This is a genomic window from Microcoleus sp. CAWBG58, assembly GCF_020883045.1.
Classification (GTDB): domain Bacteria; phylum Cyanobacteriota; class Cyanobacteriia; order Cyanobacteriales; family Microcoleaceae; genus Microcoleus.
In genome coordinates, this window is sequence record NZ_JAHRFA010000032.1 from 1 (window position 1) to 12,806 (window position 12,806).

General features: G+C 47.2%; 12 protein-coding genes and 1 tRNA gene. 7 read left to right on the plus strand and 6 right to left on the minus strand.

The genetic code is table 11. The features are described from left to right. Positions 1-682: 682 nt before the first annotated feature. On the plus strand, positions 683-1,516 hold the full coding sequence (menB, locus tag QZ918_RS15945) for a 1,4-dihydroxy-2-naphthoyl-CoA synthase (protein ID WP_293177178.1): 834 nt from the start codon (positions 683-685) through the stop codon (positions 1,514-1,516). A gap of 222 nt (positions 1,517-1,738) precedes the next feature. Here menB and QZ918_RS15950 read toward each other — a convergent pair whose 3' ends face one another. After that, positions 1,739-2,053, minus strand: a complete 315-nt coding sequence (locus QZ918_RS15950; protein WP_293336634.1) for a hypothetical protein — start codon at positions 2,051-2,053, stop codon at positions 1,739-1,741. A 275-nt stretch (positions 2,054-2,328) separates the two neighbouring features. After that, complete coding sequence (locus QZ918_RS15955; RefSeq protein ID WP_293336636.1) at positions 2,329-2,469, minus strand: hypothetical protein; 141 nt, start codon at positions 2,467-2,469, stop codon at positions 2,329-2,331. Between the two features lie 600 nt (positions 2,470-3,069). Between QZ918_RS15955 and QZ918_RS15960 the strand changes: the two genes are divergently transcribed. The 6 genes from QZ918_RS15960 to QZ918_RS15985 all read left to right on the plus strand — a co-directional run bounded on the left by QZ918_RS15960 (position 3,070) and on the right by QZ918_RS15985 (position 10,032). Continuing rightward, on the plus strand, positions 3,070-4,290 hold the full coding sequence (locus QZ918_RS15960; protein WP_293336638.1) for an SPOR domain-containing protein: 1,221 nt from the start codon (positions 3,070-3,072) through the stop codon (positions 4,288-4,290). Positions 4,291-4,807: 517 nt separating this feature from the next. Further along, the gene (locus QZ918_RS15965; RefSeq protein ID WP_293336640.1) at positions 4,808-5,512 is read left to right on the plus strand and encodes a PspA/IM30 family protein; all 705 of its coding nucleotides are present in this window, start codon (positions 4,808-4,810) and stop codon (positions 5,510-5,512) included. Positions 5,513-5,812: 300 nt separating this feature from the next. Then, positions 5,813-6,601, plus strand: coding sequence for a PspA/IM30 family protein (locus QZ918_RS15970; protein WP_293146803.1), 789 nt, complete (start codon positions 5,813-5,815; stop codon positions 6,599-6,601). Positions 6,602-7,003: 402 nt separating this feature from the next. After that, positions 7,004-8,122: a ShlB/FhaC/HecB family hemolysin secretion/activation protein gene (locus QZ918_RS15975; RefSeq protein ID WP_293336642.1), complete on the plus strand. Its 1,119-nt coding sequence runs from the start codon at positions 7,004-7,006 to the stop codon at positions 8,120-8,122. Positions 8,123-8,747: 625 nt separating this feature from the next. After that, positions 8,748-9,359, plus strand: a complete 612-nt coding sequence (locus QZ918_RS15980) for a Uma2 family endonuclease (RefSeq protein ID WP_293336644.1) — start codon at positions 8,748-8,750, stop codon at positions 9,357-9,359. A 64-nt stretch (positions 9,360-9,423) separates the two neighbouring features. Next, positions 9,424-10,032 (plus strand): Uma2 family endonuclease, encoded by a 609-nt coding sequence (locus QZ918_RS15985; protein WP_293336646.1) that lies wholly within the window; start codon positions 9,424-9,426, stop codon positions 10,030-10,032. On the opposite strand, the gene QZ918_RS15990 is transcribed toward QZ918_RS15985, so the two are convergent. The 4 genes from QZ918_RS15990 to QZ918_RS16005 form a co-directional block, all read right to left on the minus strand. Then, positions 10,027-10,191 (minus strand): hypothetical protein, encoded by a 165-nt coding sequence (locus tag QZ918_RS15990; RefSeq protein ID WP_293146807.1) that lies wholly within the window; start codon positions 10,189-10,191, stop codon positions 10,027-10,029. The two genes, QZ918_RS15985 and QZ918_RS15990, sit on opposite strands and share 6 nt — an antisense overlap. Before the next feature lie 149 nt (positions 10,192-10,340). Next, the gene (fba, locus tag QZ918_RS15995; protein WP_293336648.1) at positions 10,341-11,420 is read right to left on the minus strand and encodes a class II fructose-bisphosphate aldolase; all 1,080 of its coding nucleotides are present in this window, start codon (positions 11,418-11,420) and stop codon (positions 10,341-10,343) included. Between the two features lie 241 nt (positions 11,421-11,661). Then, positions 11,662-11,733 (minus strand) — tRNA-Lys (locus QZ918_RS16000). Positions 11,734-11,800: 67 nt separating this feature from the next. Further along, on the minus strand, positions 11,801-12,670 hold the full coding sequence (locus tag QZ918_RS16005) for an aldose epimerase family protein (RefSeq protein WP_527250408.1): 870 nt from the start codon (positions 12,668-12,670) through the stop codon (positions 11,801-11,803). Positions 12,671-12,806: the final 136 nt, after the last annotated feature.

Genomic DNA, 12,806 nt, shown 5'->3' on the forward strand with positions numbered 1-12,806 from the left:
GTGTGTTGTCTGGATAAATTCGTACTTTGGCCGCTTTTTTCATATTTCTAATTTAACATAAATCCAAGAAAGTGGTAAATGTGCTTTTGACAGTACGCCGTGATTGTTTGTGGATTCTGCTTCGCTGCATCCAAGAGCCTCTCATCCCCCACCTGCTACATGACCGAAAGCCCTTCGCTGTTCCTTCATTACGCGAGGTGGGGGAGTTCCCGGCGAATTGTTAAAAACCGGGTTGTTTAACCGGCAACAAGAGCGCTTCACAGTTTATTTGGGCGAACAAGTCGGTTTGGGCCACGAGTCCCGCTTAATTTTTTTTCCCAAGAGTCGATCGACCTTTCTATCCCATTGAACCGAATCCGTATAAAATCTAAAAGCGCATTATTCCTGCCTCGATCGCCCCAGCTCGCTCTCAAATCTCAACTTAACCCCGAATCAACGGGTACAAGCCCCCGACGCTGTTGAGTGAGTGGATGCTCCCCCAAATTTAGACCAAAGTTCCTACTCAGGTAATTCAATTGCCGAGTAAATCTAAAATCTATAGCGGTTCTCCAATAAGTGAGGTATGTTCTTCAGTCCAATGCCCAATGCCCAATGCCCAATGCCCAATGCCCAATGAGTATCTGATGTTACTAAGAAAGGCTATAAAATCTAAAATCTAAAATCTAAAATCGACTGATTGATTATGCAAATTGAATGGCAAACCGCCAAAACCTACGAAGACATTCTGTATCAAAAAAGTGGCGGCACCGCCAAAATTACCATCAATCGACCTCACAAACGGAACGCTTTCCGTCCCAAAACCGTGCAGGAATTGTGCGATGCCTTTACTGATGCCCGTGAAGACACAAAAATCGGCGTTGTCCTGTTCACCGGTGCGGGGCCTCATACAGACGGCAAATACGCTTTTTGTGCCGGCGGCGACCAAAGCGTGCGAGGTTCTGCGGGATATGTAGATGAAGGTGGCATACCGCGGTTGAACGTGCTCGACTTGCAGAAGTTGATTCGATCGATGCCCAAAGTTGTGATTGCTTTGGTTGCAGGATATGCGATCGGCGGCGGTCACGTTTTACACTTAATCTGCGACTTGACGATCGCTGCTGACAATGCTATTTTCGGGCAAACTGGCCCCAAAGTCGGCAGTTTCGACGGCGGTTTCGGGGCCAGCTATCTCGCCAGAGTTGTCGGCCAGAAAAAAGCCCGAGAAATTTGGTTTTTGTGCCGTCAGTACAGCGCCCAGCAAGCTCTAGAAATGGGTTTAGTCAATTGCGTCGTACCCGTCGAACAACTCGAACTCGAAGGAATGCAGTGGGCCCAGGAAATTCTCGAAAAAAGTCCGATCGCGATCCGCTGTTTAAAATCCGCTTTTAATGCCGACTGTGACGGTCAAGCCGGTCTCCAAGAACTGGCTGGAAATGCCACTTTGCTGTATTATATGACCCAGGAAGGTGCCGAAGGCAAACAAGCCTTTTTGGAAAAACGGGAACCCGACTTTAGTCAATATCCTTGGCTGCCGTAGCTCGATCGAGAAATGAGTTTTGGGATTCCCTCATTCAAGTTACACATACCATTGATTGCTGTGAGTTGAATGACCGAGTTTAGTCGATCGTCCAAAAGTATCAGTATGGATACCACTTCCCAAAAAGAATGAAACTGCTTTGCCAGATCCAAATCATAATAGTTATCAGTGATTTCCCAATCGCCAATCGAAAATGATACAATCTGTCCTGTTGCGGACGGACTAAACCGAGACTGCTGCTGATTTTTCGGTTAATGTTGTGCCTGTCAACTGGCAGGCATTACGTTCAGAAACAGTAACAGCGGTCTCATGCGGAGTCGCAGTCTGTTCTTGCCACAGTTCAATTTCTGTGATGTTTTCCCAAGATGCCCCAAAAGGCGAAACCGCCAAAGAACAAGCTTTCCACTGACTTTGCACCGGCGCGCTCAACAGATCGCAAATTCCTCCGCGTCTCCCCTCAGGGGTATAGTGGCGGCAGTGACGACAAGCAGAAATTAATGGGGTTTTCATAAAAGTGTTGGCGGAAATCAGTTTCATCTCTAATTCTCCTGTGTAGAGCTAGGAGGTTTTAGAGCATCCCAGCCCTTATCCTGTCTGGGTTATAGCGATCCCCGAAGCACAATCAACCTTAATGATTTATTTATAATCTTGTTATATATAGAAACAATCACCTCAGTCCTTCCTCATTTTGTAGCGAAAAAGACAGGTTAAAAGTTTATAAAGGGTCAGGGATCAAGCAAAAGAACAAATACGGAACGACTATGAGATATTCTAAATAAACGATTGCTCCCATGCCAAAATCTGCTGAGAGTCTATTCAACAGTTGACAGTTGACCGCTTGACATTTGACCGTTGACCGTTCGAGAGCTACCTCTACCCTTCAGTCCGAGGATTGGAGTAATGAATAGTCTGATTTTAATTTCTCCCTCGAAGGCGGGCGGGCTTTCAACCAATTCTTTCTGGTAAGCAGGCTCCGGGACACAGCAAGAATTAAGTTGTCAAACGAAAATGAAAACAGAGCAAATGGCGATCGACACTTGGGGCCCAAAGGCAGCAGTTGCCTTGACACCAAAAGCAGCTAATCCTAGAATAAGCAAGTTTTAAAGCTTCTTGTTGATAAAAAAAGTTCGGCAAGCGGAAAACGAGCGAGTCTTTATACCGCTCGATGAAAGCGGCACGGGCGGTTTGAACCGCCGTGAATCTTTCTTGATTTTTAAAATTTTTAGCAGTGCAAAAAGGGCTTTTGCCGTTACACTCTATTGTTGGGATGGATACACAGGTGTAAACCTGGGAAGCAAATGCCTACCATATATTCAAGGTACGCGGGGACTCCACGGAACCAAGGGCTAAGCCCCTTAAACGCTTGAGGAGCTTGCTGAAAGGCAAGGATAGCAGCCCACCATTTTTTGGCAAGAGGATTGCGCCCAAGAACCCTAGTAATAGGGATATTAAGAACGAAATTTCTTAAGAATCTCAGTCGCCAAGAGCGCTGAGAGTGTCAACTTTAGAATCAAAACATTAAAATCAATTCAGAGGCGGTAGGAGTTTTGCTAATGAGTAAGCGTTCTTCAGTGGAATCCCCAAGTCAATCCTCATCAACCCCAATCAAACCTGCTTTGCAAGCAGTCCTGGGGTGTTTGGATGTCAACCTGGAAGCAGAACTGACAACATACAGAAGACACAGGCGGCGCGCCGAACAGTGGGTGTCGCCATCAGTTCGCAGCGGCCAGCCAACAGCCACAACAGAGCCACAAAAAAGCCAAAACCTACCGCAGGCTGCGGAGGAAGCCCAGCAACCGCTGTCGCTGCCCCTATCCCTTGGCGGCGTCCAGGGCGATTCCCCGCTAGCAACTACCGTGGGTGGGACAAAAATATCTAGCAATACCTTTGCACCCAACAATTATCTCGAATCCAGCGAAAAACTGATCGAGAGTTTGGACGCAGCAAAAGCTGAGCCTGCGGAAGAACGGAGTTTGGCCGCGAGTCTGTTAACTCCCTTGGGACTGAGTTCGATGTTGCTGTTTCTGTTGTCGTGCACAGCTTTGGGTTACGCAGTGATGCACCCGTCAAGTCTGGTTAAAATGACAGGTTTGAACCGTTTTCTCGATCGTACAAGCACAACCCCCTCTACTAAGGAAAGTCCGGCAGCTACAACGGTAGATAGCAGCAAGGAACTGCCGAAAGCTCCAAATTTGGCATCCAAAGAATTTGTCGAGCTAGATTTGAACACTCTCAGCAACGTCAATCCCACAACCAGCCCCATTGCTTCCCCATCGCCCAAAGCATCAATCCCTCCCAATCCGCCAGCACCTCCTGCCCCCATCGGCGCTGTCCCAATTCCGACAGAAGACGGCAACCCGGCCAGAGGTAGGGAACAAGGACTCAACAATATCAGTAGCGCTTTACTTCCCAGTCCCAGCCCCAGCGCCGCCCAGACAGTCCCGACACTGCCGACACTGCCTCCCACACCCTCCCCAGCCCAGCCAGCAGCAGCCCCGACAGCAGCACCCCCGACAGCCACAGCAGCCCCGGCCGCAGCAGCCCCGCTAGGAAGACCGACACGGGCTAGCGACGGCTTTTATTACGTTGTCACCGATTACACCAATGAAAAAGCGCTGCAACAAGCCAGAACCGCAGTTCCCGATGCCTACGTGCGGAACTTCTCAAAGGGTGTCAAAATTCAAATGGGGGCTTTGAACGATGCTGCCTCAGCAGAACGTTTGGCAAAGGAACTCCAAGCAAAAGGGGTGAAGCCGCAATTCTATCAGCCGTAAACTCGGCAAACGATCGAAAAATTCAACTAAATTGTTAGACAAAGCTAGATAACGATGAATGTTTTGTCTAACACAAAATTGTTTTTTTACTCAGACAACTTCTTAGACAGAATGCAAATCTTGGGCTCGCAAATTAAATAATTTACACATAATTGTGGGATGGGCGTCCCGCCCGTCATCAAGGGACGGGCGGGACGCCCATCCCACAAGAACAATAAAAATTGTAAGTTATTTAATTCTCATTCCTTAGTCTAAAATTTGGGAATCGACCCTGACGCTCGCGTTGGGGGCTTGTACCTATTTTTGGGATGGTCATATCATGTGCCGTCGATTACCATAACAAAAACGGTTTGTAGTGCGGACTTCAGTCGGCAAAAAGCTGCGGACTAAAGTCCACACTACGAACTAATCTTACTGTGGTTAATCGATCGCACACAAGATAGATCGAAAATGGCAAATAATAGTATTAATTTTCAGTCCTAAATCTAAAATTTAAGAAAATCGGGAGATAGGTAAAATGGGATTATTCGATCGCCTGTGGCGAGTGATTCGAGCCAATGTTAACAGTTTGGTCGGAGCGGCCGAAGATCCAGAAAAAATTCTGGAACAAGCTGTAATGGATATGCAGGAAGATTTAATCGGGCTCAGACAAGCCGTAGCAGGAGCCATTGCCGCTCAAAAACGCACCGAACGCCAGTGTTCCCAAGCTGAGTCCACAGCAACAGAATGGTACCAGCGGGCGCAGCTAGCTTTGCAAAAAGGCGAGGAAAATTTGGCGCGGGAAGCTCTGACGCGCAAGAAATCCTATCAAGAAACGGCAACGGCGATGAAAGCCAGTCTCGGACAGCAAAACGCTGTGGTGGCTCAACTTAAAGAAAATATGCGATCGCTCGAAAGTAAAATTTCTGAGGCAAAATCAAAAAAAGATATGTACATTGCCCGAGCTCGATCGGCCGCATCCTCGGAAAGGCTGCAAGAAATGATGGGAAATCTCAGTACCGGCAGTGCTTTGAGTGCTTTTGAAAAAATGGAAGAGAAAGTCATGCAGCTAGAAGCTCGCTCCGAAGCCATCGCAGAACTTGGAACAAACGATTTAGAAAAGAAGTTTCTCTCTCTCGAAGCTGCTGGCGATGTCGATGCTGAGTTGGCGGCGATGAAAACACAAATGCTTCCGGGCAAGAATACACCAAAATTGCCGTCGGGCGAGCCTCCCACATCCTGAACCCCAGTCAACAGAACAATATTTGGGATAGTCGGCCAAACTTCTCAACTATGCAGCTAGAGATGGCCAACCAGCATATTGGGGAATTCCCGGATCGAAGTTAAACTCAATATATAGGTGCATCAATTAGCTTGGCTGCACCACTGACTCGATCGCTTTAAACTGTATTTATATGTTTGCCAAATTGCCAAAAGCTCGATCGCACTAAAAATCTGACCAACTGAGTCTCACCATCGCGGGCTAACGCTATCAGCCTGCTTTGGGCCTACTTCGTACACCTCACCCAGGAAAAATAGCATTATGGGATTATTTGACCGCATTAGCCGAGTCGTCAGAGCCAATCTTAACGATATGGTCAACAAAGCTGAAGACCCGGAAAAGATTTTAGAACAATCCGTTACCGATATGCAGGAAGACTTGGTGCAGTTGCGTCAAGCCGTTGCCAGCGCGATCGCCACCCAAAAGCGCACCCAGACTCAGTACAATCAAGCTGAATCCCAGTCTAACCAGTGGCAGCAGCGCGCTCAACTCGCCCTGCAAAAAGGAGACGAGACTTTAGCCCGCGAAGCTCTAGTACGCAAAAAGTCTCACGCTGAAACGGCTGCTACGCTGAAAGCGAGTCTGGAACAGCAATCGGGTCAAGTGGAAAGCCTCAAACGCAACTTGATCGGTTTGGAGAGCAAGATTTCCGAAGCCAAGACTAAGAAGGATATGCTCAAGGCGAGGATTTCTGCTGCTAAGGCTCAGGAACAGCTCAACAATACCATTGGCTCTCTCAATACTGGCAGTTCAATGGCAGCTTTCGATCGCATGGAAGAAAAAGTTTTGCAGATAGAAGCCCGCGCGGGAGCTTCCGCAGAGCTGGCGGCTGGCGGCAGCAATTTAGAGGAACAGTTCCGCTTGCTTGAAAGTGGTGGCGATGTTGACGACGAGTTAGCTCAGATGAAGGCTCAACTGAGCGGAGGTTCTGTGTCTCAAGGTCAATTGCCGGCTGCGGGTAAAACTGCTGCGGCTCCTAGTAGCTCGGAGTCGAGTCCGGTGATTGACGCGGAGTTGGAAGAATTGCGATCGCAGCTCAATAAAATGTAGTAATTTCTATCAAAATTCACCGATTTCTCAGATAACCCCGCCCAAAAATGGGTACCAGCCCCCGACCCTCATTTAGGGTCGAGTTCAAAATTTTAGACTAAGGTTCAAGCTCCCAAATTGCATGAGAGAGTAAATCTAAAATCTAAAATCTAAAATCCAAAATCTAAAATCGACTGACAACTTTGATAGAATGCTCCGCCTACCTACAGCGCTAGCTTGGGGAAGTCGGAGCTTTTTCATAGATTTTTGAGCTCACCACAAAAAACATTTTTTGTCAAGTATATTTATCTTTAATTTAACGACTTAAGTCTTAAACAAAAGTGATAAAGTTACTTTAATCTTTGCAATTGCGCCGGCAAATCCTGCTCGTAAGTGTAAATAACTATCAATTATTGTTAATCAATGATGGCCCTACCACATTCCAGAGGGTTTTGTAAAATCAAGTTTTTTAGCGCAATAGCACTTGGTTGTTCAATTACAGCTATTTGCTTCGCATCGTCAGCAGCTCAAAGTGTTGGCGATCCGATCGTTACTGGTGAATCAGGCGGGCGATTGCCCTTTGTTAATAACAATTTACAGTCTCAATTAAAACTTAATCCAGAAACAGCAGACTATCGCGATCGACTTTCTGGCGATTTATACTCAGGCTCAGAATTAGATAGCAGTAAAGAGCCAGAAACCGACATCCCGGAATTTGCAGCAGCAGCGCCAAGTCAGGAACCTGAAACTCTCGCCCAATTGCCCAACCGAGGAGACAACCGACAAGAAATTCCGATTCCCAATCCTGTACTGCCAAATTCGACTCACCTCCCAGAACCCGCGCCAAGAACGCCCCTACCTCCGATAGAACAGCTTTTGCTACCCGTCCCCGTACCGAGACGGACTGAAGAATTGCCGAATATTCCGGGTACAATAACGGTCGATCGATTTGAAGTAGTTGGCAGTACCGTCTTTAGCAAACAAGAATTAGATGCTGCACTCAAAAACTTTGTAGGTCGCCCGCTGACTTTCGCCGAACTACTATCGCCCGGGGCGGATGCTCGCGGTAAAACTCGGGTTTCGGCGCTGAGACTGTTGGAGGATTTTACTCAGCGGGGAGAGAGGGATGTCTTGGTGGCGCGATCGCACTTCAATCTGGGAGTCTCAGCATTTGGTGCTACCGCGAGCAACAGCGAGCCTGACGGTCAATTTTTGACGTGGCGGGGTCAATTGCAGTACGTGCGGTTGTTGGCTCCCCAGACGCTGCTGGTTGTGAGATCCCAGGCGCAGTTGGCTGGGGGTGAGCTTTTGCCGATCGAACAATTTGGTTTGGGCGGCCCGGATACAGTGCGGGGCTACCGTCAGGATGCTTTGGTGGCGGATAGCGGACTTTTTGCTTCCGCCGAGTTGCGGTATCCGATTTTGCGTACCGGGGACAAAAAAGGTATTTTGCAGGTGACGCCGTTTGTGGATGCTGGCAATGTTTGGAATAGCGGGGAAGGGTGGCTCTGGAAGCAAATACTCTGCTATCAGCGGGATTAGGCTTGCGGTGGCAGTACGGCGAGAGGTAGAATTATCGGTTCGGCTGGGGCATTCCTTTGATTGGCATCAAATCGGGCGAGAGGAGTTGGCAAGAGCGCGGGCTGTATTTTTTCGTAGAATTCAAACCTTTTTAGGAAAATAGCCGTTCTGCCCTTAGCGGAACTGAGTAATTTGGCTATATAGTAATAAGTATCATTTGGCACTCATCTTTAGGTGCCAAGAGTGCATTTTACTGAAATTTTTTACATTAAACTATGTCTAAGGTGCGGTTGCTGGTTTTAAGTTCTTTTGCTTCCGGTTTTGGTTTTTGCTCAATCATTTTGGCGATGTTTACGATGATTTATGCGCTGTCGTTTACGTCTTTTTTTGTATTTGTTTTAACCTTGGTATTCTTTGGCATAAATATGGTGTTTGCTTTGCATTATTACACATCAATCACTAAGCAGTTGAGCGTGAAAGGTAAAAGTAAAGCTAGAATTTAGGGCTTGTGAAGCAGCAACAGACAAAAGCATGGAGAGTCCTTGATAGAATTTGAAGCTAATCCAGAAAAACGCCTCTGGGTTAGGACAATTATCTAGCTGTAAGTCATAATTATTGTAGGTCTAATTATTTAGGAGGTGCGATCGTGGTCATTGCTCAAACCAACCCGCCAAACCTTGCTTCAGATGCAACAAAGACTAGCTTCACTCCTGATGAATACCGGGCGATGGAGGAAACCGCCGAAGAACATCACGAATATTGTAACGGAGAGATTATTGCTATGCCCGGAGGTTCACCCGCTCACAGCCGTATTGCCGTAGACACTACGACTTTTCTGAATGTGGCTCTCCGAGACACCAATTTTCAAACCTATAACGGCGATTTACGAATTTGGATTCCTAGCTTCAATCACGGAACTTATGCCGATGTTATGGTAATTGATGGAGAACCGGAATTCCATGGATCTCGCACGGATGAAATTCTCAATCCTTTACTGATTGTCGAGGTTCTTTCGCCGTCTACCGAAGCCTACGATCGAGGTGAAAAGTTCCGAAAATATCGCTCTCTTCCTAGTTTCTGTGAATATCTGCTGGTTAGTCAAGCTGAACCATATATTGAACAATATCACAACCTCGATCGCCCGTCGGGCGATCGCTGGCAATGGCAAGTGTACGATGGGATGGAAAAGGCGATCGTCCTCCACAGCTTAAATATAGAACTGCCGATGGCCCAAGTCTACCGCCGGATTAGTCTTTAAGGGCGATTTTTTCAAGTTTGAAATGAATCATATTTAACTAGAAATATAAATTTAGGAGAAAGCTATGGTTACTCTAATTAAACATCCAGGGCAAAACCAACTTGAAACCCCACCGGAACAAAAAATTTGGACTGATGCCGAATTCATGGCACTCAACCGAGATGGACACCGCTATGAACTTGTAAATGGAGAACTAATTGATATGGGAAACTCGGGTGCAAAACACGGTTATGTTTGTAGCATTTTGATGATTTTGCTTGGTGGCTATGTCCGCCTTCAAAAATTAGGTGCTATGTTCGATTCCAGCACTGCTTTTAAGATGAAATCAGGGAATAAGCGATCGCCCGATGTTTCTTTTATGGCAAAAGAACGTTTGCAAGGGCTAGATGACCTCCCCGATGGCTTTCTAGAGGGTGCACCGGATTTGGCTGTAGAAATCCTGTCTCCTAGCAATACAGTCGAAGAAATTCACAACAAACTCGTAGAATATTTCGACAATGGCTCGCGTTTAGTTTGGGTGATTCATCCTAAAGAACAATATGTGTTGGTATATCGATCGGCCCAGGAACCCGATCGCCTGCTCAAGTCTGCCGACTCCCTTGATGGCGAAGATATCGTCCCCGGCTTTACTTTGGCGGTTGCCGAGTTATTTCAAAAGCTTGATTTTTCATAAAAGGGCGATCGCACTCTCGAACATTGCTAATAGTATTAATAATTTGACTTCAGCAGCTAGGAAAATGGATATCATATAGTGTCCGGTCGATTGACCGCGATAATATTCGTTCGTAGTGCGGACTTCAGTCCGCAGAATATTGCGGACTAAAGTCCGCACTACGAACAGTTTTTTGTTATAGTAATCGACCAGACATGATATCCCTTTTAGGGGCTACTCCCCACACACAAAAACCGGGCAACTTCACAGCTACCCGGCAATCTAAACTTTAGACTTCAGATAAATCTAAAATCTTCAACCTCAAATTATTAAACAGCGACAGTCTTCTTAGCAGAAGCGCTCAATTCGCCCTTTGCATACTTAGCTGCAAAATCATCCAAAGACATTTGCTTGATCTTTGTACCTTGACCGGCGCAACCAAAAGAGTTGTAGCGATCGCTACAAACCTTCTGCATATACTTGATCGACGGCTTCAAGAAGTGGCGCGGATCGAATTCATCTGGCTTGGCAAACAAAGCTTCGCGCACCGCAGCGGTAATCGCCAAACGGTTGTCAGTGTCGATGTTGATCTTGCGAACGCCGCACTTGATGCCTTTTTGGATTTCTTCCACAGGTACGCCGTAGGTTTCGCGGATAGTGCCGCCGTTGCTGTTAATGATTTCCAGCAATTCTTGGGGTACAGAAGAAGAACCGTGCATTACCAAGTGAGTATTTGGCAAGCGGCGGTGAATTTCTTCAATGCGGCTGATTGCCAAAATTTCGCCAGTTGGCTTGCGGGTGAATTTGTAAGCGCCGTGGGAAGTGCCGATCGCCACTGCGAGAGCATCAACGCCGGTTTGCTCGACGAAATTAACAGCTTCTTCAGGATCTGTCAGCAATTGATCGTGGGAAAGCGCGCCTTCAAAGCCGTGGCCGTCTTCTGCTTCGCCCATCCCTGTTTCCAGAGAACCCAAGCAACCCAGTTCGCCTTCAACGCTAACGCCGATCGAATGAGCAACTTTTACAACTTCGCGAGTAACTGCAACGTTGTACTCGTAGCTAGCGGGAGTTTTAGCATCCGCTTCCAAAGAACCGTCCATCATCACGCTGGTGAAACCTTGGCGCATGGCAGAATAGCAAGTGCCGGGGGCATTGCCGTGGTCTTGGTGCATGGAAATGGGGATGTGAGGATAGGTTTCAACTGCTGCCAAAATCAAGTGGCGCAGGAAATTTTCTCCAGCGTAGGAACGAGCGCCGCGAGAAGCTTGCAGGATCACAGGGCTGTTGGTTTCGTCAGCAGCGCGCATGATCGCTTGGATTTGCTCCATGTTGTTGACGTTGTAAGCCGGTAGGCCGTAACCATTTTCAGCCGCGTGGTCGAGCAGCAGTCGCATAGGTACAAGCGCCATAGATATTCCTCCTAATTATTTGTGTTTCTGGGCAGTGGATTTTGAACAAGCTCAATTCTTACGATAATCTTAAGACAATTTGTTGCCGATCGCGCATTATGTTTCTAGATTTCAATTTAGGCTCAAAAAATCCACATTGCCCAAGACTAAATTCAGGGCAGTCCCGCTGGGCTTGCCCTGAATTCCTGATGAAAGCTAGAATTTATTCTGCTTTCTACTTTGTACCTTCTGCCTGAAAAAATGGGTCGCCCGGGATTTGAACCCGAGACCAATCGGTTAAAAGCCGAATGCTCTACCGCTGAGCTAGCGACCCGCGAAAACATTGTTACCGCACACAATTTCTAATAGTAGCACCCATCATTTCAAATAGCAAGTGTTTTTCAAAAAAAAGTTGCAGTCATGCGAACCAGCATCTCGCAAGTCGCGCCGGGGGGCAAATAAATCAAGTGTTCGCGAGTATTGAGGGCATTTCTAGGAGCCGTCCAAGGTTCCAAACAGTAAAAATCCTTGCCTTTCAAAGTCCAGAAAACCAACTTCCCATAGCTGGAGTTATAACTGACGGTGAGCCGCAAGCCTCGCGTCGGGTCAGTGACAGTAGCAGCAAGACCGGTCAGTTCGTCAAAGGAAACATCTATTTCGTCGAGAGTCGGGTCAAAAACCCCTGTGAAATAACCTTTTTTGTGAGTGTGGTGATCTCTGTACTGCATCCCGGGAATCTCAAAGCGCAGATTTGTCTTGTCGGGAGCTAAAAAGTAAGGATGCAAGCCGCTAGCAAAGGGCATTGGTTCGTCACCAAGATTGGTGTATTCCTGCACAATTTCCAAAGAATTGCCTTTAATTTGATAAGTAAAAGCTAATTCGAAATCAAAGGGATAAACAGTCTGGGTTTTCTCGCTGCTGTTGAGGACTAGGGTAAGAGCCGCACAACCCTCCGTAAATTGTTTCGTCGGCGTCCAAGGCAAGTCGCGAGCAAAGCCGTGCTGTTTGAGCTGCCGCTCCACTCCCTTGTGGGTATAAGTGTTGTCGGGGAGATTGCCACAGATGGGAAACAAGATGGGAATCCCGCCGCGTACAGTTAGATCGGGATTGGCGAACCGTTCCGCGTCCAAGTAGAACATTTCTTTGCCTTCAACCAGCCAGCTAGTGGCAATACCGCCCCGTTCCGGCACAACTTCTAGGGTAGAGTTTGCGGTTTCGTCGGAGAGGATATAGGTTTTGTACTGCTTTTGCTTCAGCGCGATCGCAAACACATTTGTCATTGTTAGTAGGTCGTCGATCATTGGTTGTTAGTAAATCGGTCGTTAATAATTGGTCGCTGGTAGTTGATTTTCGCCCATTACCAGAAAGAATTGGTTGAAAGCCCGCCCGCCTTCGAGGGAGAAATTA